The organism is Streptomyces sp. Q6 (genome assembly GCF_036967205.1).
Lineage (GTDB): Bacteria > Actinomycetota > Actinomycetes > Streptomycetales > Streptomycetaceae > Streptomyces > Streptomyces citrinus.
This window is the reverse complement of record NZ_CP146022.1, coordinates 5,628,334-5,652,684: the sequence shown is the minus strand read 5'-3', so window position 1 is coordinate 5,652,684 and position 24,351 is coordinate 5,628,334. Positions and strand designations below refer to the sequence as shown.

Here is a 24,351-nt window from a genome sequence, read left to right as displayed (position 1 = left end):
CGTTATCCCTTCACGGCGCCGGCGGTGAGGCCACTGACGGCCTTGCGCTGGAGGAAGACGAAGAGGATGAGGATCGGGACGGCGAACAGGGAGGACGCCGCCATCGTCGCACCCCAGTCGTCGCCGAAGGCGGTGCGGAACTGGGAGATCCACAGCGGCAGGGTCTGCGACTCGACGCTCTTGTTGAGGATCAGGACGAGCGGGAACTCGTTCCACGCGGTGATGAAGCCGAACAGCGACGTGGCCATCAGGCCCGGCGCGAGCAGCGGGAAGATCACCTTGACGAAGGCCTGCGGCCGCGTGCAGCCGTCGACCATGGCGGACTCCTCCAGTTCCTTCGGCACGGCGGCGACGTAGCCGCGCAGCGTCAGGATCGTGAAGGGCAGCACCATCATCATGTAGAAGACGGTCAGCGGGATCAGGCTGTCCAGCATGTCGTTGTCGCGGACCAGCATGTAGATCGCGATGACCATGACCTCCCAGGGGGCCATCTGCGCGATCATGAAGACGATCAGGAAGCCGCGCCGTCCCTTGAACCGCATGCGGGCCAGGGCGAAGGACGCGAACAGCGCGATGACGAGGGAGAGCAGCACCGACAGGATCGTCACGGTGAGCGAGTTGCGCACCAGCGTCCAGAAGTGGTCGGCGGCGATCGCCTTCTTGAAGTGCCCGAAGGTGACGTCCGTCGGGAACCAGACGGGGTTGTCGCTGATGATGTCGCCGGTCGGCTTGAAGGCCGTCGCGAACATCCAGTACACGGGGAACACGAAGCCGATGAAGAGGACCACGGCGGTCGCGTTGGGCCAGAAGCGGCCGAAGATCGAGCGCTTCACAGCTCGTCCTCCTCTTGCTTGAGCACCAGGCGCAGGTAGTACGCCGTCAGGAAGAGCAGCACCAGCATCGTCAGGAAGGCGATGGCGGAGCCCATGCCGAAGTGCTGGTTGCCGAAGCCCTCGATGAAGGCGTAGATCGGCAGGGTCTCGGTGAGCCGGTCGGGTCCGCCCTCGTTCATCGCGAAGATCTGCGGGAACGCCTTGAACACCCAGATGACCTCGAGGAATGTCGTGGCCAGCAGGAACGGCTTGAGGAACGGGAAGGTCACCGAGGAGAACGACTTCCAGGCGCCGGCGCCGTCCAGGGACGCGGCCTCGTACAGCTCCTTGGGGATGGTCGTCGTCGCGGCGTAGAGGTTGATGGCCACGAACGGGATGGACTGCCACACGATCAGCAGGGTGACCACGGAGAAGGTCGACATCTGGGTGCCGAGCCAGTTGTGGTCGGCCATCGAGTGCCAGCCGAGCGAGTCGAGGACCGCGTTGACGACACCGAAGCGCTGGGCGAACAGCCACTGGAAGACGGTGGTGGCCGCGAGCACGGGCATGGCCCAGGCGAGCACGAGGCCGAAGAGGAGCAGCAGCCGCATCTTCTTGCCGAGCCGCGCGAGCAGCAGGCCGACGAGCGTGCCGATCACCATGATCAGGACGACGTTGGCGGCGGTGAACAGGACGGTGCGCTTGACGACCTTCCAGAAGTCCGGGCTGCCCAGGACCTCCTTGTAGTTGTCGATCCCGTTCCACTCGGTGAGGTGGAGGATCAGCTGCCGCGGGTTGAGGTTCTGGAACGACAGCATGCCGTTCTTCACCAGGGGCCAGCCGAGCAGGATCAGCGTGGCCAGCAGGGCGGGCAGCAGCAGGAGGTAGGGGGCGGACGCACCGGCGCGGCGCTTGGCCACCGGCCGTCCCGTCTCACGCGGGGGCGGTGCCTCGGTCTTGCGGACACCGGTTGCCCCGGCCGTGTCCGTGCCTTCGGTCTGCACTGACATGACTCGCCATCTCTTCCGTGGCCGTACGGTCGACACGCCTGTGCCGGGGGCACCCCGCGAGGGGCGCCCCCGGCCGGCGGTGATCAGTTCTTCTGCGCGAGGCGCTTGTTGATCTCGCCCTCGACCGCCTTGGCGGCCTCGGCGGGCGACTTACCGTTGAGCACGGACGTCATGTAGCTCTTGATCGGGTTCGGGGTGTTCTCCACCGCGGCCCACTCGGGGATCAGCGGGGTGGTGCCACCGACCGCGGCGCCGGGCGCGGCGGCCTCGGCGACGGCGTTGCCCTTGAGGTTGCTCTCCAGGGACTGCTTGTTCGGGATGACGCCGCTCTCCTTGGCGAGCGCGCCCTCGAACTTGTCGGAGAGGGCCATCTTCAGGAACTCCTTGGCGAGCTCCTGCTTCTTGCTGCCCGCGGCGACGGCGAAGTTCGAGCCACCGAGGAAGACGCCCTCGGGCTTCTCGGCGGTCTCACCGGGGATGGTGAAGTAGCCGAGGTCCTTCTCGATCTTCTTGTTGGCCGCGACGGCGGTGCCGCCCTCCCAGCCCATGCCGATGAAGGCGCCCACGTTGCCCTTGGCGAAGACCTCGGCCTGCTGCGGGGTGGCCTCGTCCTTGTCCTTGGGGGCCTTGGAGTAGGAGGCGTACTTCTTGTAGATCTCCATGGCCTTGGTGACCTTGGGGTCGGCCAGGTTGGAGACGTACTTGTCGCCTTCCTTCTTCACGAGGTCGGCGCCCTGGCCGATGGTCAGGCCGTCGAAGAAGTACCAGTTCTGGCCGGGCAGGTACAGCGGCTCGGCCTTGGTCTTCTTGCCGATGGTCTCGAGGTCCTTGTAGAACTCGTCGCGCGTCTTCGGCGTGTCCTTGATCCCGGCCTCGGCCCAGATCTTCTTGTTGTAGACGACGACGCGGTTGGCGAAGTACCACGGGGCGGCGTACTGCTTGCCCTCGTAGACCGAGGACTTGGAGACGGACTCGGTCCAGTCGGCGCCGATCTCCTTCTTCAGGTCGCTCAGGTCGGCGAGGCCGCCGGTGGCCGCGTAGGCCGGCGTCTGCGTGTTGCCGACCTCGATGACGTCCGGCGGGGTCGACTCGGAGAGCGCGGTGGTGATCTTCTGCTGAATGCCGTCCCACTTCTGGGTCTCGAACTTCAGCGTGGCGCCCGTCTTCTTCTCGAAGGCGGCCTTCAGGTCCTTCGTCCAGTTGGGCGGCGTGGAGCCGTCCATCGCCCAGACCGTCAGCGTCTCGCCCTTGAAGCTGTCCGGACCGGCCTTGTTGCCGCTGTCCTTGTCGTCGCTGCCACAGGCAGCGATCGAGACCAGCATGCCCGCGACGCCGATGGCCGCGATGAGCTTGCGCTTCATGTCACCCTCCTCAGGGATGCCTGCAACCCCCCACCCACAGCGATGACATACGGCGAGTACGTGAAAACGTTCGCGGATACGGCTGGTGGGACTGGGACCTGGCCACTAATGGTGTAGACCAGTACCGGGAGCTTGGCCCAGACCAATAGGCGTGTCAAGGGTGGCCGAGAAAGGGCTGTGCGTCCGTTATCGGAACGACACCCGCCGCGCGCGACACGGGTGTTGGGGCCGCCCGGCCGCCGGACCGAGACGGCAAGGTGGACTAGACCAGACGGTCACCGGGCGGTATAAGGAGGGATCACGGAGCGTGCGGGGAGTCCCGCGGAGCGAGCCGTGCCACGATGTGAGCCGTGGCCGATGGGTACGTCGGCCGCATCGGCACCGGAGCCGGAAGGCGGAGCATGAGCACCGACGTCAGCAGTGCGGAGAACGAGAGCGGGGCACCCGTCCGTACCGCGCGCGTGCCCAAGTACTACCGCCTGAAGAAGCACCTGCTCGACATGACGGAGACGCTCCCGCCGGGCACGCCCGTGCCGCCCGAGCGCACCCTCGCCGCCGAGTTCGACACCTCCCGCACCACCGTGCGCCAGGCCCTCCAGGAGCTGGTCGTCGAGGGCCGCCTGGAGCGCATCCAGGGCAAGGGCACCTTCGTCGCCAAGCCCAAGGTGTCACAGGCCCTCCAACTCACCTCGTACACCGAGGACATGAGGGCGCAGGGCCTGGAGCCCACCTCGCAGCTCCTCGACATCGGGTACGTCACCGCGGACGACACCCTCGCGGGGCTGCTCGACATCACGGCCGGCGGCCGCGTCCTGCGCATCGAGCGGCTGCGCCTGGCGAGCGGCGAGCCGATGGCCATCGAGACGACGCACCTGTCGGCGAAGCGCTTCCCGGCGCTGCGCCGCTCGCTCGCCAAGTACACGTCCCTGTACACGGCCCTCGCCGAGGTCTACGACGTGCACCTGGCCGAGGCCGAGGAGACCATCGAGACATCGCTGGCCACCCCGCGCGAGGCGGGCCTGCTCGGCACCGACGTGGGTCTGCCGATGCTGATGCTCTCCCGCCACTCGATCGACGGCTCCGGCCAGCCGGTGGAGTGGGTGCGCTCGGTGTACCGCGGCGACCGGTACAAGTTCGTCGCGCGGCTCAAGCGGCCGATGGACTGAGCGGGCCGGGGCGCCCTCCGCGCCGCGGCTCCGGCGGCCGACGGACCGCGCGCGGCCCAACTCGCCGTACCACCAAGCCTGTTCGCGGTGTAGCGCGCATCACCTTTCTGCCCTACGGTCCTCCCGTCGCCGCATGGACGGGAGGACGCTCACGTGCGTACCGCAACCCCTCGCACCATCGCCCTGTGGACCGTCGTCGCCCTCGTGGCGGCAGCCGGCTGGTCCGTGCTCGCGCTCTCCCGCGGCGAGGAGGTGTCCGCCGCGTGGATGGTCGCCGCCGCGCTCGGCTCGTACGCCATCGCGTACCGCTTCTACGCGAAGTTCATCGCCTACAAGGTCCTGCGGGTCGACGCGAAACGGGCCACGCCCGCCGAGCGCCTCAACAACGGCATGGACTTCCATCCGACCGACCGGCGCGTGCTGCTGGGCCACCACTTCGCCGCCATCGCCGGGGCCGGACCGCTGGTGGGCCCGGTGCTCGCCGCGCAGATGGGGTACCTGCCGGGCACCATCTGGATCATCGTCGGCGTGATCTTCGCGGGTGCCGTCCAGGACATGGTCGTGCTGTTCTTCTCGACGCGGCGCGACGGGCGCTCGCTCGGGCAGATGGCGCGCGAGGAGATCGGCCCGTTCGGCGGGGCCGCGGCCCTGGTCGCCGCCTTCGCCATCATGATCATCCTGCTCGGCGTGCTCGCGCTGGTGATCGTGAACGCCCTCGCCGCCTCCCCGTGGGGCACCTTCTCCATCGCCATGACGATCCCGATCGCCCTGTTCATGGGGTTCTACCTGCGCGTGCTGCGGCCCGGCCGGGTGTCCGAGGTGTCGCTCATCGGTGTGGCACTGCTGCTGCTCGCGCTCGTCGCCGGGCGCTGGGTCGCCGAGTCGTCCTGGGCCGACACCTTCACGCTCGCGCCGTCCACCCTCGTCATCTGGATGGTCGCGTACGGGTTCATCGCCTCGGTCCTGCCCGTGTGGATGCTGCTCGCGCCGCGCGACTACCTGTCGACGTTCATGAAGCTCGGGACCATCGCACTGCTCGCCATCGGCGTCGTCGTGGCGCTGCCCACCCTGAAGATGGACCCCGTCACCGACTTCGCGTCACGCGGTGACGGGCCGGTCTTCGCGGGGTCGCTCTTCCCGTTCGTCTTCATCACGATCGCCTGCGGCGCGCTGTCCGGCTTCCACGCGCTGATCTCCTCCGGCACGACACCGAAGATGATCCAGAAGGAGACGCAGGTCCGGATGATCGGCTACGGCTCCATGCTCATGGAGTCGTCCGTCGCCGTGATGGCGCTCGTCGCCGCCTCGATCATCGACCCGGGCCTGTACTTCGCGATGAACGCGCCCGCCGGCGTCATCGGCGACTCCGTCCGGTCGGCGTCGCAGGCCGTCGCCGACCTCGGCTACTCGATCTCGCCGGACGATCTGGCGCGGGCCGCGAAGAACGTCGAGGAGTCGACCCTCCTGTCCCGTACGGGAGGTGCGCCCACCCTCGCGATCGGCGTCTCGGAGATCTTCTCGAAGGTGACCGGCGGGGGCCTGCGCGCCTTCTGGTACCACTTCGCGATCATGTTTGAGGCGCTGTTCATCCTGACCGCCCTCGACGCGGGCACGCGCGTGGGCCGCTTCATGCTCCAGGACATGCTCGGCAACGTCCACAAGCCGTTCAAGAACGTGAGTTGGAAGCCGGGCCTGCTGCTGACCAGCGCCGTCGTCGTCGGCCTGTGGGGCTACTTCCTGTGGGTCGGCGTGCACGAGCCGCTCGGCGGGATCAACCAGCTCTTCCCGATCTTCGGCATCGCCAACCAGCTGCTCGCCGCCGTCGCCCTCGCCGTCTGCACGACGCTGCTCGTGAAGTCCGGACGGCTCAAGTGGGCCTGGATCACCGGGGTTCCGCTCGTCTGGGACGCGGTCGTCACGCTCACCGCGAGCTGGCAGAAGGTGTTCTCGTCGGACCCGCGCGTCGGCTTCTTCCAGCAGCGCGCGAACTACCAGGACGCGATCGACGCGGGGAAGGTCCTGCCGCCCGCCAAGACCATGGACGACATGCACACCGTCGTCACCAACTCCACGGTGGACGGCGTCCTTTCGGCCGCGCTCGCCCTGCTCATCGTCGTGGTCATCGCGGACGCGACGCGGGTATGCATCAAGCACGTACGGAACCCGCGGTCGACGACGCTCAGCGAGGCTCCGTACGTGGAGTCCGCGCTGGTGGCCCCGGCCGGGCTGATCCCGACCCAGCTGGAGAAGCAGGAGGCACGCGATGCCGGCGTCGGCAGTACTGCGGGTGGCTAGGTATGTGCGGTGGTACGTCAGGGAGTTGACCGACGAGAGCGCGTACGAGCGGTACGTGGCGCACCTCAGGCAGACGCACCCGGGGGCGTCCGTGCCCTCGCGGCGCGAGTTCGAGCGGCGCCGGACGGAACGGCAGGAGTCGGATCCCCGACAGGGCTTCCGTTGCTGCTAGTTCGGCAGGGGATCGCCCCGGGCGCACCGCGGCCGAACGTCCGTTATCCGGACAGGGGTTCCATAGATCAAGACTCTCGCTTAGATTTCCCGCACGTTAAAGGTGAGATAAGTGGGACGAGCGAGGGGACGGAGCCGCGGAATGTCCGATGCGCCTGAAGTGAGACAACCGGTGGTCACACCGGTGCGCGTGATCATTGCACTGTGCCTGGCCGCACCCTTCGTGGCGATGCTCTGGGTCAGCTCGTACGCGAAGGTCGACCCGGCCTTCATCGGCATCCCGTTCTTCTACTGGTACCAGATGCTCTGGGTGCTCATCTCGACCGCGCTCACGATGATCGCGTACAAGCTGTGGCAGCGTGACCAGCGTTCCCGCAAGCCCGCCGGTTCCGCCCAGGAAGGGGCCGGCGCGTGAACGACGGCGTCAACGGTGTCGCGCTCACCGTCTTCATCCTCTTCTTCCTGGCCGTCACGGTCATGGGCTTCCTCGCCGCGCGCTGGCGCCGGGCCGAGAGCGACTCGCTCGACGAATGGGGCCTGGGCGGACGGTCGTTCGGCACCTGGATCACCTGGTTCCTGCTCGGCGGCGACCTCTACACCGCGTACACCTTCGTGGCCGTCCCGGCGGCGATCTACGCGGCCGGCGCCTCCGGCTTCTTCGCGGTGCCGTACACGATCCTCGTCTACCCGCTGATCTTCACGTTCCTGCCACGCCTGTGGTCGGTCTCGCACAAGCACGGGTACGTGACGACGTCCGACTTCGTGCGCGGACGCTTCGGCTCCAAGGGCCTCTCACTCGCGGTCGCCGTCACCGGCATCCTCGCGACGATGCCCTACATCGCACTCCAACTGGTCGGCATCCAGGCCGTCTTGGACGTCCTCGGGGTCGGCGGCGGCGAGAACACCAACTGGTTCGTCAAGGACCTGCCGCTGCTGATCGCCTTCGGCGTGCTCGCCGCGTACACGTACTCCTCGGGTCTGCGGGCCCCCGCGCTGATCGCGTTCGTCAAGGACACGCTGATCTACATCGTCATCGCGGTCGCCATCATCTACATCCCGATCAAGCTGGGCGGCTTCGACGACATCTTCGCCGCGGCGAACGAGAAGTTCTCGCAGATCAACCCCGCGACCGACAAGCCCGTCGGGGCGCTCGCGCCCGGCTCGGCAGGGACCTGGACGTACGCGACGCTCGCGCTCGGCTCGGCGCTCGCGCTGTTCATGTACCCGCACTCGATCACGGCGACGCTGTCGTCCAAGAGCCGCGAGGTCATCCGCCGCAACACCACGATCCTGCCGCTGTACTCGCTCATGCTGGGGCTGCTCGCGCTGCTCGGGTTCATGGCGATCGCGGCCGGGGTCAAGGTCCAGAACGGGCAGTTGGCCATCCCGCAGCTGTTCGAGGACATGTTCCCCGACTGGTTCACGGGCGTCGCGTTCGCGGCGATCGGCATCGGCGCGCTCGTACCTGCGGCCATCATGTCCATCGCGGCCGCGAACCTCTTCACCCGCAACATCTACAAGGACTTCCTCAAGCCGGACGCGACGCCCGAGCAGGAGACCAAGGTCTCCAAGCTGGTCTCGCTCCTGGTGAAGGTGGGCGCGCTCGCCTTCGTCCTGACCATGGACAAGACCGTCGCCATCAACTTCCAGCTGCTCGGCGGCATCTGGATCCTCCAGACCATGCCGGCGCTGGTCGGCGGTCTGTTCACCCGCTGGTTCCACCGGTGGGCGCTGCTCGCCGGCTGGGCGGTCGGCATGGTGTACGGCACGCTCGCCGCGTACGGGGTCGCCTCGCCGACGCAGAACCACTTCGGCGGCTCCGCCAAGGAGATCCCGGGCATCGGCGAGATCGGCTACATCGGCCTGACCGCGTTCGTCCTGAACGTGATCGTGACCGTCGTGCTGACCTTCGTACTGAAGGCCGCCAAGGCCCCCGAGGGCATCGACGAGACGTCGCCCGCGGACTACACGGCCGACGCCGGTGACAAGGGCGTCAAGGTGGAGCTGCCCGCCGTGGGAGTCGACGCCGGCCACTGAACCGCAGCACCGTAACGGGACAAGCCCCTCCGGTCCGGAGGGGCTTGTCCCGTTACGGTGTCCCCTGACCGCGATCACTGAAGGAGCCCCCCATGCCCGCCCCCATCGTCCTCGACAGCGACCCCGGCATCGACGACGCCGTCGCGCTCCAGTACCTCCTCGGCACGGGCCTGTGGGACCTCAAGGCGTACACGACCGTCGGCGGCAACGTCCCCTCCGAGCAGACGTTCCGCAACGGCCGCGCCCTCGCCCGCGCCTTCGGCATCGACGGCGGCGTGCCGGTGCACCGCGGCGCCGGACGCCCGCTCACCCGGCTGCCGTACTCGGCGGCCGGCGAGTTCCACGGCGCCGCCGGGCTGGGCACCGAGGTCCTTCCCGACTCGACCGCGCCCGAGCAGACCGAATCCTCCACGCAGGCGCTGCTGCGCCTCTCGCGCGCGTACGAGGGTGAGCTCACCGTGTGCGCCACGGGGCCGCTCACCAATGTGGCGCTCGCGCTCAGCGAGGACCCCGGCTTCGCCCGGCGCGTGAAGCACCTCGTCTTCATGGGCGGCGCCGCCGAGGTGCCCGGCAACATCACGCCGGTCGCCGAGTTCAACGCGTGGGCCGACCCGGACGCCGTCGACCTCGTCGTGTCCTCGGGCATCCGCTACACGATGGTCGGGCTCGACGCGACGCACGGCTGGCGGTTCGGCGCCAAGGAGCTGGAGATCCTGGAGGAGGCGGGCCAGGACATGGCGCTCACCGCCCGCCTGATGAGCTTCTACCTGAACGCCTACCGCGCCGACGAGGGCTGCCCGCTGCACGACCCGCTGGCCGTCGGCGTCTGCGCGGACGAGTCGTTCGTCACCGCCGCCGAGGGCACGGTCGTCGTCGAGTGCGCCTCCGAACTCACCCGCGGCAAGACCGTGTTCATCCCCTACGACGCCGACTACCCCCGCGAGTACTACGTCGAGTCGCCGCTGGTGAACGCGCGCACGCGGCACCGCGGCCGGATCGCCCTCGGCACCGGACCGCGCAACTTCACGGAGGACTTCGTGGACGCGCTCCTGAAGCGGCCGGGCACCGTGTAAGCACCGCCGCATGCGGCGGGCCGACACAAGATGTGGGCCTGCCGCAGCGACCCGGCACAACATGTATGCTCGCTCTCGCTGTCGCCACAGGGGAATCCGGTGCAATTCCGGAACTGTCCCGCAACGGTGAACGGAGGCGCACAAAGCGCCTGCGTGAGTCCGAGGACCTGTCGACGGTACGCCCGAGCCGTCCGGCTGGGGCGTCGACGACGTCGGGCCTCGCGGATCGGGCCGGTGACGACGGTGCCGCCGTGCGTGCGCGCCCGAGCCACTCCTCCCCCGTAAGGCCCCGAGCCGAGCGAGGGAGAGCCCCCACGTGACCATCGCGCCCGCTGATCCTGCCTCAGTCGTGGCCGAGGCGGATGCCCCCGGCACCGCGCTGCTGCGCACGCTGACCGAGCTGACCGCCGACCTCCCCGACACCGACCCCGGCCGGGTCGCCGCCGCCGCGCTGCGCGGCCGCTCCGCCGGGGCCGACGAGACCGAGCTGCGGGAACTCGCCACCGAGGCGGCCGCCGGGCTCATCTCCGAGGACCCGGCCTACTCCCGGCTCGCCGCGCGCCTGCTCACGCTCTCCATCGCCGCCGAGGCCGCCTCGCAGGGCGTCACCTCGTTCACCGAGTCGGTCGCGGTCGGCCACCGCGAGGGCCTGATCGCGGACCGCACCGCCGAGTTCGTCCGCGTCCACGCCGCCCGGCTCGACGCGCTGATCGACACCGCGGGCGACGACCGCTTCGGCTACTTCGGGCTGCGCACCCTGCACAGCCGCTACCTGCTGCGCCACCCGATCACGCGCTCCGTGATCGAGACGCCGCAGCACTTCATGCTCCGGGTCGCCGCGGGCCTCGCCGAGGACGACAGCGCGCGGGCGCGGGACGAAGTGGCGGCCCTGTACGGCCTGATGAGCCGCCTCGACTACCTGCCCTCCTCCCCCACGCTGTTCAACTCCGGGACCCGCCACCCGCAGATGTCGAGCTGCTACCTGCTCGACTCGCCGCTGGACGAGCTGGACTCGATCTACGACCGGTACCACCAGGTGGCCCGCCTCTCGAAGCACGCCGGCGGCATCGGTCTCGCGTACTCCCGCATCCGCAGCCGCGGTTCGCTGATCCGCGGCACGAACGGGCACTCCAACGGGATCGTCCCGTTCCTCAAGACCCTCGACGCGTCGGTCGCCGCCGTGAACCAGGGCGGCCGCCGCAAGGGCGCCGCCGCCGTCTACCTGGAGACGTGGCACGCGGACATCGAGGAGTTCCTCGAGCTGCGCGACAACACCGGTGAGGACGCGCGCCGCACCCACAACCTCAACCTGGCCCACTGGATCCCGGACGAGTTCATGCGCCGGGTCGCCGAGGGCGGCGACTGGTCCCTGTTCTCCCCCGCCGACGTGCCGAACCTCGTCGACCTGTGGGGCGCCGACTTCGACGCCGCGTACCGGCGGGCCGAGGCCGAGGGCAAGGCCCGGAAGACCATCCCTGCCCGGGACCTGTACGGCCGCATGATGCGCACCCTCGCCCAGACCGGCAACGGCTGGATGACCTTCAAGGACGCGGCGAACCGCACGGCGAACCAGACCGCGGAGCCGGGCCACACGGTCCACTCCTCGAACCTGTGCACCGAGATCCTGGAGGTCACGGACGACGGGGAGACCGCGGTCTGCAACCTGGGCTCGGTGAACCTCGGCGCCTTCGTCGACGTGGAGCGCCACGACATCGACTGGGAGCGCCTCGACGAGACCGTCCGCACGGCCGTCACGTTCCTCGACCGGGTCGTCGACATCAACTTCTACCCGACCGAGCAGGCGGGCCGCTCCAACGGGAAGTGGCGCCCGGTCGGCCTCGGGGCGATGGGCCTCCAGGACGTCTTCTTCAAGCTGCGCGTGCCCTTCGACTCCCCCGAGGCCAAGGCGCTGTCGACGCGGATCGCGGAGCGCGTCATGCTCGCCGCGTACGAGGCGTCGGCGGACCTCGCCGAGCGCAACGGGCCGCTGCCCGCCTGGGAGAAGACCCGCACGGCACACGGTGTGCTGCACCCCGACCACTACGGCGTCGAGTTCACCTGGCCGGAGCGCTGGGCCGCGCTGCGGGAACGTATCGCCGAGGTCGGCCTGCGCAACTCGCTGCTCCTGGCGATCGCGCCGACGGCCACCATCGCCTCCATCGCGGGCGTCTACGAGTGCATCGAGCCGCAGGTCTCCAACCTCTTCAAGCGCGAGACGCTGTCCGGCGAGTTCCTCCAGGTCAACTCGTACCTCGTCGAGGAGCTGAAGGCGCTCGGCGTCTGGGACGCCCAGACCCGCGAGGCGCTGCGCGAGTCCAACGGCTCGGTGCAGGGCTTCACCTGGGTCCCGGACGAGGTCCGCGCCCTGTACCGCACGGCGTGGGAGATCCCGCAGCGCGGCCTGATCGACATGGCTGCGGCCCGTACCCCGTACCTCGACCAGGCCCAGTCCCTGAACCTGTTCCTGGAGACGCCGACCATCGGCAAGCTCTCCTCGATGTACGCGTACGCCTGGAAGTCGGGCCTGAAGACGACGTACTACCTGCGCTCGCGTCCCGCGACGCGCATCGCGCGGGCCGCGGCCCGGGTGCCGGTCCAGATGGCCGAGCCCGACGCGGTCGCCTGCTCCCTGGAAAACCCCGAGTCCTGCGAGGCCTGCCAGTAATGACGGACACCACTCCCGAGAAGAACCTGCTCGACCCGGGCTTCGAACTGACCCTGCGCCCCATGCGCTACCCGGACTTCTACGAGCGCTACCGCGACGCCATCAAGAACACGTGGACGGTGGAGGAGGTCGACCTCCACTCCGACGTGGCGGACCTCGCCAAGCTCACGCCCGGCGAGCAGCACATGATCGGCCGTCTGGTCGCGTTCTTCGCGACGGGCGACTCGATCGTGTCGAACAACCTCGTGCTCACGCTGTACAAGCACATCAACTCCCCCGAGGCGCGCCTGTACCTCTCGCGCCAGCTGTTCGAGGAGGCCGTGCACGTCCAGTTCTATCTGACGCTGCTCGACACCTATCTGCCCGACCCGAAGGACCGGGCGGCGGCGTTCGACGCGGTCGAGGAGATCCCCTCCATCCGCGAGAAGGCCGAGTTCTGCTTCCGGTGGATGGACTCCGTCGAGAAGCTCGACCGCCTGGAGACCAAGGCGGACCGCCGCCGCTTCCTGCTCAACCTGATCTGCTTCGCGGCGTGCATCGAGGGCCTGTTCTTCTACGGCGCGTTCGCCTACGTGTACTGGTTCCGCTCGCGGGGTCTGCTGCACGGGCTGGCCACGGGCACGAACTGGGTCTTCCGTGACGAGACCATGCACATGTCGTTCGCCTTCGACGTCGTCGACACGGTCCGCAAGGAGGAGCCGGACCTCTTCGACGACGCGCTGCGCACGCAGGTCACGGACATGCTCCGGGAAGCGGTCGAGGCGGAGCTTCAGTTCGCGCGGGACCTGTGCGGCGAGGGTCTGCCGGGCATGAACACCGACTCGATGCGCCAGTACCTGGAGTGCGTCGCCGACCAGCGCCTCCAGCGCCTCGGCTTCGCCCCGCTCTACGGCTCGGAGAACCCCTTCTCCTTCATGGAGCTCCAGGGGGTCCAGGAACTGACCAACTTCTTCGAACGCCGCCCGTCGGCGTACCAGGTGGCGGTGGAGGGCTCGGTCGACTTCGACGAGGACTTCTGAGCTACACGTTCCTGAGGGGGCGGTACCGGGCGCATCCGTGCGTGCGCCGGGTGCCGCCCCTTCGTCGTCGACCGCGCGCGGGCGGTAACTCCCCGTGTTCTCCGTGCTGTTCGGTTCGGCGCGCGCATCTGCCGGCCGTGGCCCGGCGGCCGGGTCAGGCGACTCGGTCGTAGCGGGCGCGGAGTTCCTCCGCGGCGCGGGCGGACCTGAGCCGGCGGTCGACGCGACGGTCGTGGGCCATTCCGTACAGGGACGGGGCGGCGAGGAGGAGGAAGACGACGAGGACGGTGAGGTAGTTCATCGCTGTGTTCATGCCTCTACTGTCGCGCCGGACGGCACCGCGCGGCAGTGGCAGGACTGTCAGTGACCCTCGAATTGCTGCCAACTCTGCGGCACACTGGCAGACATGCTGAAAAACGTGGCCGCAGTGCTGCTCGACGGTGTGCACCCCTTCGAACTCGGCGTGGTCTGCGAGGTGTTCGGCCTCGACCGGAGCGACGCGGGGCTGCCCGTGTACGACTTCGCGGCGGTCTCCGTCGAAGGGCCGAACCTGTCGACGCACGTCCCCGGCATGACGATCTCCACCCCGTACGGCATCGAGCGCCTGGAGGAGGCCGACCTCATCGCGATACCGGCGGCCGGCGGGCCCACGCACGCCTACCCGCCGGAGCTGCTCGCCGCGCTGCACCGCGCGGTCGACCGGGGCGCGCGCGTCCTCAGCGTCTGCTCGGGCGTGTTCGTCCTCGGCGAGGCCGGGCTGCTCGACGGGCGCCGGTGCGCGGTGCACTGGCGGTACGCGCGCGAACTCGCCGTCCGCTTCCCGCGCACCCGGGTCGACCCCGACGTGCTGTACGTGGACGAGGGCCCGGTGATCACCTCCGCGGGCACGGCCGCCGGCATCGACGCCTGCCTGCACATCGTGCGCACGGAGCACGGCGCCGAGGTGGCCAACGCGATCGCGCGGCGCATGGTGGTGCCGCCGCACCGCGACGGCGGCCAGGCCCAGTACGTGGAGCGGCCGTTGCCCGCGACGCGCTGCGACACCGTGGGCGGGGTGCTCGCCTGGATGGAGCGGCACCTGGACGAGGCGGTGACGGTGGAGGAGCTGGCGGCGCGGGCGCACATGTCGCCGCGCACCTTCGCCCGCCGCTTCCAGCAGGAGACGGGCACGACCCCGTACCGCTGGCTGCTGCGCCAACGGGTGCTGTTCGCGCAGGAGTTGCTGGAGGGCACCGACGAGACGGTGGACGCGATCGCCTACCGCGCCGGGTTCGGGAACGCGGCGGCGATGCGCCATCAGTTCATGAAGGCGCTGGGGACGACCCCCAACGCCTTCAGGAGGACTTTCCGGGTCCGGTCCGTCGCCTGACCCGGCGTCAGACGGCCTGCTTGGCCTCGACCTTGAGCAGCGCCCGCCGCGGCTGCAAGGTGATGCCGATCCTGGCCGTGCCGTCGGTCTCCGCCGTCGGCACCAGGCGCCACTTGGCCACCACCGTGCCCAGGATCAGCGCCAGTTCGGCCATGCTGAAGTGGTCGCCCGGGCACTTGCGGTTGCCGACACTGAACGGCGCGTGCGCCGTCCGCGTGACGTCCGCGGCGCGCTCGGGCAGCCAGCGGTCGGGGTCGAACACCAGCGGGTCGCGGAACACGCGCGGGTCGCGCTGCATGGCCAGCGGGCTGTAGAGGATGTCGGCCCCGGCCGGAATGCGATACCCACCGAGCGTCGTATCGACGGCGGCGAGCCGCGTCAATATCCAAACGGCGGGCCGTATCCGCATGGACTCGGTGATGAGATTGCGCATATATGCGAGTTCTTTGAGGTCACCGAAAGCGACCGGCCGGCCACCCGTGACGGATTCCAGTTCAGCGCTCAACCGAATTTCGTGCTCCGGGTGTTCGGCGAGAAGCTGGAAGGCCCATGTCAGCGTCTTCGCCACATTCTCCGCACCGGCCACGACGAGGGACACGACCTGGTCGTGCACCTCCTGTTCGTGGACGGGTTCATCATTCTCGTCCCGGTCCGCGAGCAATGCCGCGAGCAGGTCGTCCGGATTCGTTCCCGAAGCGGCCTCTGCCCGTCGTTCCGCGATGATCTCGTCGACCAGGCGATGCAAATCGGCCAGCGCCCTGTCGAATCGCCGATTGGCGGGCGACGGCACCCGGTAGAGCGGCCCGAAGGAGAGGATCATCCGCCGGTACAGCCCCTCGAAGACCGTGTGCAGGGCCGCGCTGAGCCGGTCGGCCCGCTCGTCGATCGAGTCGACCTGGAGCACGGAACGCGCCACGATCCGGGTCGCCGTGCGGAACACCTCGGCGGTGATGTCGACGGTCAGGCCGTCGCTCCAGCGCGCGGCCATCGCGCGCGCCTCCTCCTCCATCACCGTCGCGTACTCGTGGATCCGGTCCATCCTGAACGCGGGCTGGATCGCCCGCCGCTGACGCCGGTGCAGCGGCCCGTTGCTGGTCGCCACGCCCTTGCCGAGCAGGACGCCCATGGTCTCCCACAGGGGCCCGCCGACCAGGAAGTCCGGGCTCTTGAGGACCGTCGCGACCAGCTCCGGGTCGCATACCGCGTACGCCGTCCTGGGGCCGAGCTTCAGCCGCACGACGTCGCCGCCGTCGCGCAGCCCGGACAGGAAACCGAGCGGGTCGCGCAGCAGGTTCCAGGCGTGCCCGAGGAGCGGCGCGCCGCCGGGGCGGGCGGCGGCTGCTGCTCGGGGCCCGGACCCGCGGCCGGAGCCGGCAGAGTCGATTCGACGGTCATGCGCACTCACCCACCTGATCGGGCTGTTGGTCGGGCTGTTCGTCACAGACGTAGGGCGGTGTGGCCCGGTCGTCCCAGCTGTCCACCGCGTACCGGCCGGATTCGTGGTGGAACCAGTACACGGAACTGAACCAGTTCCGCATATTTCCGATGCACGACCTGATGGCCGTCGCGAGTTCCACTCCGTGCGGTCCGACATTCTCCGTGGCGACCGCGAGCCGCTCCACCTCGACCTCCGCGACGAGGAAATCCTGAATGGTTCCCTCGACCCTTCGCCGGACTTCCTCGATGGCTTCTCGGAGAGAAATCTTCTCGTGCTTGATGAGACTTATCCCGAGATTGTGCAATTCCTCTCCCGCGAGTTCCTTGGGGAGCGAGCACAGGTCGTTGTACCAGGCGGAGAAATCCTGGCAGGCGAGCCCCGCGCGGGCGAATGCCTCGTTTTTCCGCACCCATGAAGGGAGTTCATGCTGTGCGGTCGGCTCCAGGAGATCGAGCCATATCCAGTGCGCGAAGGTGTTCCTGCGCAGGGCTATGTACTCATCGACCGTCGGCACCGTACCCGTCATCCGATTCCGGAACTCCTGGTCGTACGCGTCGATCACCACGTGGAAGTGGCGCGCGAACCGGGCGTTCCAGGACCGGCCGAGGGAGCCGTAGAGCCGCTCGACACTGTCCGCGAACCCCGCGACGACGGGGTCCTTGTGGTCCAGGTGCAGCTCCGGGGCTTCCGTGGCCGCATGCAGCTGGACGGCGAGCCGCCGCCAGCTCGCCGTCCTGCGGTGGATCACATCGCGGTCGTGGCGGTCGTCCCAGACGAAGAACCACGCGCTGTAGTCGCAGATCGCGGCCAGCACATCGTTGGGGGCACCAATGTAGTAGCCCGCCATCAGGTCCGTGTAGCACAGACCATCGGCATATTTCTCCACCTTGTCGGCGGGCATCAACCGCTTTTCGAGCAGCCAGGAGCGCGTCTTCTCCTGGAGCTTTGGCCAATACGGGTGCAGATTGCGAGGAAACGCGTCCTCGATCACCGGTAGCGCCAGTGCCGGTGGGACCGCTGTCTGTGGATAAGCAGGCACGAAAAACCCCTCTCTGCCGCCTGGTGGCGTACGCCCCTCCCGCGGTGCCGGGCGCGCGCCGTTGCGTATCCCCGCGCTTTCTATTCAGCACTACAACTGACCGTTCTGGGAACGGATTTGCTCCCCTCACTACCCCTGGACACCAGATTCGTCCCCTTACGTGACTGAATATGGATCTCTGACGGCCGATCCTGTTCGCACATGCGGGCGTACGAGGCCGCGCGGGGGCATACGACGAAGCGGCGCCTGGCCGGAAACTTCCGCACCAGGCGCCGCTCGGCGCTCAACCAGCAGGCTGGGCTCAGCTGTTGGGGACCACCTCGTAGCGCGGGGTCCCTTCCTCCATCTGCTTCAGCGCGTTCTTCCGGTCCCGCTTCGAGAGCCGGTCGATGTACAGGTACCCGTACAGGTGGTCCGTCTCGTGCTGGAGGCAGCGCGCGAAGTAGCCGGTGCCGCGCACGGTGATCGCGTTGCCCTTCTCGTCCTGCCCGGTGACCACCGCGTAGTCGGGGCGGGCGAGTTCGGCGTACGCCGTCGGCACGGACAGGCAGCCCTCGTTCGAGTCGTCGAGGCGGCGGCGGTCCGCGGGCAGCTCCTGGAGGACCGGGTTGCAGACGACGCCGGTGTGGCGCACGCCCTCGTCGTCCGGGCAGTCGTAGACGAAGACCTTGCGGTCGACGCCGATCTGGTTGGCGGCGAGGCCCACGCCCTCGGCGGTGCGCTGGCTGGCGAACATGTCGTCGACCAGCTGCGCGAGCTCGGCGTCGAACTCGGTCACGTCCTTGCACTCCTTGTGCAGGACCGGGTTCCCGACGACGGTGATCGGCCGCGACGTCCCGCGCTCCCGGTAGGCCGCCTCGCGCGCCTCGCAGTCCTCGGTGTCGACGACGAAGCCCTCGTCGTCGACGGGGAGCACGCCGCCGTGCTGCTGATCGGTGTCCTGCTGGGCCATGACGGACGCAAGCCTTCCTAGGGAAACGGGGTGATACCTACCAGGGTACGGGGAGATCGGCGCCGCCCGGGCGCGGGACCGGGTCCCTCAGGGGCTCCGCCGCGGGGCGCGACCAGCCACGACGAACACGCGGTCGATCACGCGCGTCAGCACACCTCTTCAAGATCCCGCCAGTCCCGGGAGTCGGGCGAATCCGCGACCCAGCCGTCCAGCAGCCCGCGCACCAGCGAAGCCGGCGCGGCCACCCCGCATTCACGCTCCGGCACCCACAGCTGCCCGTCCGTCACGTGCCCCAGCGGCCCGGGGTGCCCCGGCTCGCTGTGGTCGTGCGGATCGAGGTGCTCGCCGTCCCCCTCGTCGGACGGCATCCGTGACTCCGAGCACATCCGGCACAGCAGCCGCACCGACGACGACCAGTCCTCCGCCGCGAACCCGGCGTCGGCGGCCAGCCGCTCCAGCGCGTCCCGGTCGGCCTCCGTGGCGGCTTCGAGCAGGACGACCCACGTCGGCACCGGCGACGGCGCCCACAGCTCGATCTCGTCGAACACGGGGAACGAGTGGCCCGCCGCGGTCGTCCGCTCGCCGTGCGGCACGCCGTCGTGCAGGACGACCTCGCCCCAGCGCCGTCCCGACGACGGCAGCGGGATCGACAGGACCTCGATGCGCGCGGGGTCGAGCCTGCGCCCCCACACGACCTCGGCCTCGCCCTCCGGCGAGAGGCGGACCGCGGCGCTGCCCAGGTCCATCCCGGTCGGCTCACCGGCGGCCGCGGCGCCGCCCGGCACCTTCAGCCCGTACGCCTGCCAGGCCCGTCGCGCGAGCGGCCAGTCCTGGAGCGCGGTGGCGGCGATCCCGACGTTCCACCAGTCCGGGGCGCCGGCCTCCCGGTCGAGCAGCGCGACGGCCCGCAGTCCCGCGGTGCGCGCCTGCTCCCAGTCGTGCCGGAACTTGTGCAGCAGCGCGAGGTTGAACCAGGACTCGGAGAGCCAGGGCTCCAGGTCGGCGGCACGGGTCAGCAGCGCCCCCGCGTCCTCGTACCGACCGTCGCCGATCAGCGTGAACGCGCGGTCTGTGGCCTGCCGCCACGAGGCGGAGGGCCGGTGCCGTCCCTTGCCGAAGATCCTCACGATTCCTGCCTGCCGATACTCGAGGCCCGCACCCCCGGGGCGCGCCTCTTTTGTGGGCTTCTTCGCATCCAACCACGTACGGTCGGACGCCCGCTCATTACCCATGGGTTACCCAGCCGACCCTAGGCGCAGACCCGGGTGGGCGACCACTCTGGCCAGCGCTTCGACGACCTCCGGCTGGTAGTCGCGGCCGGTGGCCAGACGCAGTCGCTCCAGGGCCGTGAGCGGTCCCTGAGGGCCCTGTTCCCTCGCCATCTCGTCGTACGCGTTCGCTGTCCGCACAATCCGCGCGGACAGCGGCTGGTCCCGGTACGGATCGGCCTGCCGCTCGACGACCACGGCGACCTGGGCGTCCACCCCCGTCTGCCGGACGACGGCGCCGCCGAGCAGCGCTATCCGCCGCTGCTGGGCGGTGGGCAGGGCGGCGGTGGCCCCTTCGGCGACGGGGTCGAGCAGGGACAGCTGTCCGATGTCGTGCATCAGGGCCGCGTACTCCAGGACGGTCAGGTCGGGTTCGGAGAGTCCCAGCTCGCGCCCGACGGCCCGGCTGAGCGCCGCGACCCGCAGGGCGTGCCCGTGCGGGGTGTATCCGGCGATCTCGGTGGCGCGGGCCAGCGAGGTGATGGTCTGGCGGTACGTGGCCTTCACCGCCGCGTAGCGCCGGAAGGCGAGCTGGGTGAGGAGCAGCGGCAGGCTGATGACGGGCAGCGCCCACAGCCCGGCGACGGCCGCGGCGAGCGCCATCACGGCGCCCGTGGCGCACACGGCGGAGCCGATCCCGAGCATGGCCCGCAGCTCGTCGCGGAGCAGCGGGCCGAACGGCCACCGGGTCCTGGCGTGCGCCATGGCCGCGGCGAGCACCCCGTCGCAGAGCGCGGTCAGCACGAGCAGTCCGGCGATGAGCAGCGCGTAGTACGCGCCGTCGCCGAACCACTCCTCCAACTTGCCCTGGTTGTAGAGCGGTTGGAAGCACACGGCCGCGAACCCCACGGTCAGCACCCGTCGCGCCATGTGGTCGAGCGTGGGCCCCGTGCCGCGCGCGACGTGCGGGACGCAGCCGACGAGCGCCCCGGCGACGGCGACGGTCACGACCTGCCCCACGCCGTGGTGCGTGGGCTGTCCCGCCACCGAGCCGAGCAGCGCGTACGCGAGGGCGCCCGCGGCGCCCAGCGGCGCGGGCTCCCGGTCCCCGCCGCCGCCCCGGCGCGCCAGCTCCCCACGGCGACGAGCACTCCGAAGGCGAGCGCGACGCCCCGGTCGTCGACCCCGCGCCAGAGGGTCTCACCGAGCGCGACGACGGTGACGGCACAGGCGACGGCGTACACCCCGACGACGAACAGGGGCACCCGTGGCGCCCGGGGCACCGCCATGGACACCGCCCCCGTCACCGGGACGCCGCCCCCGGCACCGGCACGCCCTCCGCACGGGGCGTGGGCAGCGCCGCCGTCTCGTCGGCCGTCACCACGGGATGCCACCCCTCCCGCCGCAACACCTGGACCAGCGCCTCCACCATCACCGGATCGAACTGGGACCCCGAGCACCGCTCCAGCTCCGCGAGGGCGACCGGCACCGGCCGCGCCCGCGAGTACGTACGGGTCGAGGTCATGGCGTCGAACGCGTCGGCCACCGCGACCACCCGGGCGCACTCGGGGATCTGCTGCCCGGCGAGCCCGTACGGGTATCCGCTGCCGTCGAGGCGCTCGTGGTGGTGGAGGATCGCCGACCGCGCCTCGCCCAGGAACCCGATGCCGCGCACCATCTCGTGCCCGTACTCGGGGTGCAGCTGGATGATCTCGCGCTCCTCGGGGGTGAGCGGCCCGTCCTTGCGCAACAGCCGGGTGGGGACGCCGAGTTTGCCCACGTCGTGCAGGATTCCGGCGAACCGCAGGACTTCGACCCGCTCGTCGTCCATGCCCAGTTCACGGGCGATCATCATCGACGCCTGGCCGACCCGCTCGCTGTGCCCGCGCGTGTAGCCGTCCTTGATGTCGACGGCCTGCACCAGGGCGCGGATGGTCGCCTGGTGGGCGGCGCGCTCGCGCTGGTACTGGGCGAAGACCCAGCAGGAGATGTACATGGGGAGCAGCACGAGCAGCGCGGCGGCCGGGCCGTACGGGCTCGCCCACAGCACCGCCATCACCAGTCCGGCCAGGCCGTGCACGGCGACCGGGCCGAGGGAGCGCAGGAGGAGACCGGGCCACGCGCCGCGGACGGAGACCCGCTCGGCGGTGGCGAGGATGCCGCAGTCGAGGACGGTGAGGACGGCGCAGAAGGCGAGGACGGCGGCGGCAGCGGGCACCAGCGCGTACGGGAAGTGCGGCGCGGACACCGCCTCGGGGCCGCCGAGCGCGCCGAAGAGCCGCGCCGAGGCCCAGAGCGCGAGGGCGAGCCGGGCGGCCCGCCAGATCCGGCGCAGCCCGGCCGGCCGCTGTTCGACGTGGGTGAGCAGCGCGCCGGGCACGGCGACGAGCGCCGCGGCCGACGGCGGCAGCAGAAACGCTCCTGCGAGGAGTACGGGGAAGAAGGTCCCCATGCCCTGGGGCGCCCGGCGCCCGATGATCCGGCAGCGTCCGACCTGCTCGCACCCCGCGTACAGGCAGGCGAGCAGCCCGACGGCGGGCCAGGAGGTGGCGGACGTGACCGCGGGCGCGGCGCAGACGAGGGCGGCGCCGACGGCCAGGAGCACATAGGCGCGGGCCACCGGCGGAACCGACCGCATGCCTCAACTCCCTCTCCGTGGCGTTCAGTTCACGGAGAATAGGACGCGGGGAGAGACACGCGGGCCGCATCGTGCGGAATACCGGGGCAGCGGGGCCCCGGATTAGCACGATCGGGTGAACGAAGTGACGAACGGGCCGCGGGAGCCGGTGGGGCCGAACTCCCGCCCCCGCCGCTGAAGTTGCGTCAGGTGAGGGAGTTCCCCATGCCGTCGTCGGGGGCGACCTGCCCGGACCGGATCACTTCGATCCGCCCCATGACCTTGGCCCGCAGATCGCTGGGCACGTCGTCCGAGCCGCAGCACCGCTTGACCAGCTTCTTCACGGCCTGCTCCAGGCCGTACTTCTCCAGGCACGGGGAGCACTCCTCGAAGTGCACCTCGAACTTGGTGCAGTCCGGGTCCGGCATCTCGTGGTCGAGGTACTCATAGAGATGGTCGAGGACCTCACTGCAGTCCGTCTCGTGCGGCTCTCCGCAGCTCATGAGCCCGAGCCTTTCGCTTCGTTCGACTCTCCGGCGCCGGCCGGGACGAGCCCGCGGTCACGGGCGTAGTCCTCCAGCATGCCCCGCAGCTGGCGACGGCCCCGGTGGAGCCGGGACATCACTGTCCCGATGGGTGTCCCCATGATGTCCGCGATCTCCTTGTACGCAAAGCCCTCTACGTCGGCGAGATAGACGGCGATGCGGAACTCCTCCGGGATCGCCTGGAGCGCCGACTTCACGTCCGAGTCGGGCAGGTGGTCGAGCGCCTGCGACTCGGCGGAGCGCAGACCGGTCGACATGTGCGACTCGGCGCGCGCCAGCTGCCAGTCCTCGATCTCCTCGGCCGCACTGCGCTGGGGCTCGCGCTGCTTCTTGCGGTACGAGTTGATGAAGGTGTTCGTCAGAATCCGGTACAGCCACGCCTTGAGGTTGGTGCCCTCGCGGAACTGGTGGAACGACGCGTACGCCTTGGCGTACGTCTCCTGCACCAGGTCCTCCGCGTCCGCGGGGTTGCGCGTCATGCGCAGCGCCGCGGAGTACATCTGGTCGAGGAACTCCAGCGCGTCCCGCTCGAAGCGGGCGTTGCGCTCGGCAGTGCTCTCCGCCGGCTCCGGGCGCTCGTCCGCCTGGCCATGTTCGGTCCCTGCGTCGGTCCCTGTGACCGGACCCACCTCCTCCAACGACGGCATGAGACCCAGTGAGGTCCCACTCGAATCGGAGGATAGACGACGATCCGGTCCGCCCGCCGCCCGAATAGGGACGGTCTTGGCCGCGCTCAGCACGCTCCACTCCAGGTCAGGAGTGGTGGCACGGCTCGGGCAGATGGTCGAACCCATGCGGCGGACTTCCTCTCGTACCGACTGTGTTCCTACAGTCCGCACAACAGTCGCCCCACGCTCGACATTCCCCGGTTCTACGGGAGTGATCCAGTCCACGCGACGACGGCGTCGGTGAGCACGGCGAGGGCCTCGTCCTGGGTGAGGTCGGCGCGCTTCGGAACGGCGAAACCGTGGTCGCCGTACGGCACTTCGACGATCTCGTACGGGGCGGGTCCTGCGGGTTCGGGGAACTCGGCGGGCCTGCCGAACGGGTCGTTGCCGCCCTGGACGACGAGGGTCGGCACGCCCGCCCCGAGGAGTTCGTCGGCGCGCGACTTCTCGGGTTTGCCCGGCGGGTGCAGCGGGAAGCTCAGCGCGAGCACGGCGGCCGCGCCCAGCTCCTCCGCTGTGCGGCAGGCCACTCGGGCGCCGGCGCTGCGGCCCGAGGCGATCACGGGGAGCCCGGGTTCGGCCAGCGTGGGCCATACGCCGCGCCACCCGGTGTCGAGGGTCTTCGGCGCGGGGGCCACCTTCTTGCCGGCCACGCGCCAGGGCTGCTCGACGAGGGCCACGGTCACCCCGTGGGCCGGCAGGGTGGCGGCGAGGGCCTGCAAGTCCCTCGCCTCGATGCCGCCGCCCGCCCCGTGGCTCGCCGCCAGGATCAGGGCGGGGCGCTTCGCGGGGTGCCAGGTGATGCGGGCGTCGCCGGTTTCGGTGGGGACGGTTTCTGTACGGGTCACGGGGTCATGGTGCACGGGGCGGGCGGGTTTCGCGGGCACGTGCGGCGCGTGGGGCGGT

The 24,351-nt window shown here is 69.9% G+C and carries 20 protein-coding genes, 2 pseudogenes and 1 riboswitch; of the genes and pseudogenes, 9 read left to right on the top strand and 13 right to left on the bottom strand.

Annotation, left to right across the window (positions count from 1 at the left end):
• Positions 1-2 precede the first annotated feature (2 nt).
• The 3 genes from V2W30_RS26390 to V2W30_RS26380 all read right to left on the bottom strand — a co-directional run bounded on the left by V2W30_RS26390 (position 3) and on the right by V2W30_RS26380 (position 3,183).
• Positions 3-833, bottom strand: a complete 831-nt coding sequence (locus V2W30_RS26390; protein ID WP_338700320.1) for a carbohydrate ABC transporter permease — start codon at positions 831-833, stop codon at positions 3-5.
• On the bottom strand, positions 830-1,822 hold the full coding sequence (locus tag V2W30_RS26385; protein ID WP_338700318.1) for a sugar ABC transporter permease: 993 nt from the start codon (positions 1,820-1,822) through the stop codon (positions 830-832). The genes V2W30_RS26390 and V2W30_RS26385 overlap by 4 nt, the downstream gene beginning before the upstream one ends.
• Before the next feature lie 83 nt (positions 1,823-1,905).
• Positions 1,906-3,183, bottom strand: a complete 1,278-nt coding sequence (locus V2W30_RS26380; protein ID WP_338700317.1) for an extracellular solute-binding protein — start codon at positions 3,181-3,183, stop codon at positions 1,906-1,908.
• A gap of 401 nt (positions 3,184-3,584) precedes the next feature.
• Here V2W30_RS26380 and V2W30_RS26375 point away from each other — a divergent pair, with 401 nt between their 5' ends.
• The 8 genes from V2W30_RS26375 to V2W30_RS26340 all read left to right on the top strand — a co-directional run bounded on the left by V2W30_RS26375 (position 3,585) and on the right by V2W30_RS26340 (position 13,609).
• The gene (locus tag V2W30_RS26375) at positions 3,585-4,349 is read left to right on the top strand and encodes a GntR family transcriptional regulator (protein ID WP_338700315.1); all 765 of its coding nucleotides are present in this window, start codon (positions 3,585-3,587) and stop codon (positions 4,347-4,349) included.
• A gap of 153 nt (positions 4,350-4,502) precedes the next feature.
• A complete protein-coding gene (locus tag V2W30_RS26370; RefSeq protein WP_338700313.1) occupies positions 4,503-6,644 on the top strand; it encodes a carbon starvation CstA family protein in 2,142 nt (713 codons plus the stop codon).
• Complete coding sequence (locus V2W30_RS26365; RefSeq protein WP_338700312.1) at positions 6,613-6,816, top strand: YbdD/YjiX family protein; 204 nt, start codon at positions 6,613-6,615, stop codon at positions 6,814-6,816. The genes V2W30_RS26370 and V2W30_RS26365 overlap by 32 nt, the downstream gene beginning before the upstream one ends.
• A gap of 141 nt (positions 6,817-6,957) precedes the next feature.
• Positions 6,958-7,230, top strand: coding sequence for a DUF3311 domain-containing protein (locus tag V2W30_RS26360; protein WP_338700310.1), 273 nt, complete (start codon positions 6,958-6,960; stop codon positions 7,228-7,230).
• Positions 7,227-8,852 (top strand): monocarboxylate uptake permease MctP, encoded by a 1,626-nt coding sequence (gene mctP, locus V2W30_RS26355; RefSeq protein ID WP_338700308.1) that lies wholly within the window; start codon positions 7,227-7,229, stop codon positions 8,850-8,852. The genes V2W30_RS26360 and mctP overlap by 4 nt, the downstream gene beginning before the upstream one ends.
• A gap of 92 nt (positions 8,853-8,944) precedes the next feature.
• A complete protein-coding gene (locus tag V2W30_RS26350) occupies positions 8,945-9,925 on the top strand; it encodes a nucleoside hydrolase (protein ID WP_338700306.1) in 981 nt (326 codons plus the stop codon).
• Positions 9,926-9,984: 59 nt separating this feature from the next.
• A riboswitch (cobalamin riboswitch) is annotated at positions 9,985-10,114 on the top strand.
• Between the two features lie 127 nt (positions 10,115-10,241).
• Entirely contained in the window at positions 10,242-12,590 is a 2,349-nt protein-coding gene (locus tag V2W30_RS26345) for a ribonucleoside-diphosphate reductase subunit alpha (RefSeq protein WP_338700303.1), read from the top strand.
• On the top strand, positions 12,590-13,609 hold the full coding sequence (locus tag V2W30_RS26340; RefSeq protein WP_338700302.1) for a ribonucleotide-diphosphate reductase subunit beta: 1,020 nt from the start codon (positions 12,590-12,592) through the stop codon (positions 13,607-13,609). The genes V2W30_RS26345 and V2W30_RS26340 overlap by 1 nt, the downstream gene beginning before the upstream one ends.
• Before the next feature lie 154 nt (positions 13,610-13,763).
• Here V2W30_RS26340 and V2W30_RS26335 read toward each other — a convergent pair whose 3' ends face one another.
• Entirely contained in the window at positions 13,764-13,922 is a 159-nt protein-coding gene (locus tag V2W30_RS26335) for a hypothetical protein (protein ID WP_338700301.1), read from the bottom strand.
• A 93-nt stretch (positions 13,923-14,015) separates the two neighbouring features.
• Here V2W30_RS26335 and V2W30_RS26330 point away from each other — a divergent pair, with 93 nt between their 5' ends.
• A complete protein-coding gene (locus V2W30_RS26330) occupies positions 14,016-14,978 on the top strand; it encodes a GlxA family transcriptional regulator (protein ID WP_338700300.1) in 963 nt (320 codons plus the stop codon).
• Between the two features lie 7 nt (positions 14,979-14,985).
• Here the strand turns inward: V2W30_RS26330 and V2W30_RS26325 are convergent.
• The 9 genes and pseudogenes from V2W30_RS26325 to V2W30_RS26285 all read right to left on the bottom strand — a co-directional run bounded on the left by V2W30_RS26325 (position 14,986) and on the right by V2W30_RS26285 (position 24,293).
• Positions 14,986-16,373: pseudogene (locus tag V2W30_RS26325) on the bottom strand (cytochrome P450).
• The gene (locus V2W30_RS26320) at positions 16,370-17,455 is read right to left on the bottom strand and encodes a terpene synthase family protein (protein ID WP_425244600.1); all 1,086 of its coding nucleotides are present in this window, start codon (positions 17,453-17,455) and stop codon (positions 16,370-16,372) included. The pseudogene V2W30_RS26325 and the gene V2W30_RS26320 overlap by 4 nt, the downstream one beginning before the upstream one ends.
• Positions 17,456-17,756: 301 nt before the next feature.
• Complete coding sequence (def, locus tag V2W30_RS26315; protein ID WP_338700297.1) at positions 17,757-18,407, bottom strand: peptide deformylase; 651 nt, start codon at positions 18,405-18,407, stop codon at positions 17,757-17,759.
• A gap of 146 nt (positions 18,408-18,553) precedes the next feature.
• Positions 18,554-19,534, bottom strand: a complete 981-nt coding sequence (locus tag V2W30_RS26310) for a hypothetical protein (protein ID WP_338700295.1) — start codon at positions 19,532-19,534, stop codon at positions 18,554-18,556.
• A gap of 108 nt (positions 19,535-19,642) precedes the next feature.
• Positions 19,643-20,904: pseudogene (locus V2W30_RS26305) on the bottom strand (HD-GYP domain-containing protein).
• A 14-nt stretch (positions 20,905-20,918) separates the two neighbouring features.
• Positions 20,919-22,253, bottom strand: a complete 1,335-nt coding sequence (locus tag V2W30_RS26300; RefSeq protein ID WP_338700293.1) for an HD-GYP domain-containing protein — start codon at positions 22,251-22,253, stop codon at positions 20,919-20,921.
• Positions 22,254-22,438: 185 nt separating this feature from the next.
• Positions 22,439-22,735, bottom strand: a complete 297-nt coding sequence (rsrA, locus tag V2W30_RS26295) for a mycothiol system anti-sigma-R factor (RefSeq protein WP_338700291.1) — start codon at positions 22,733-22,735, stop codon at positions 22,439-22,441.
• Positions 22,732-23,406, bottom strand: coding sequence for an RNA polymerase sigma factor SigR (gene sigR / locus V2W30_RS26290; RefSeq protein ID WP_338703764.1), 675 nt, complete (start codon positions 23,404-23,406; stop codon positions 22,732-22,734). Before sigR ends, rsrA begins: the two co-directional genes overlap by 4 nt.
• Positions 23,407-23,648: 242 nt before the next feature.
• Positions 23,649-24,293 (bottom strand): alpha/beta family hydrolase, encoded by a 645-nt coding sequence (locus V2W30_RS26285; protein WP_338700289.1) that lies wholly within the window; start codon positions 24,291-24,293, stop codon positions 23,649-23,651.
• Between the last annotated feature and the right edge of the window lie 58 nt (positions 24,294-24,351).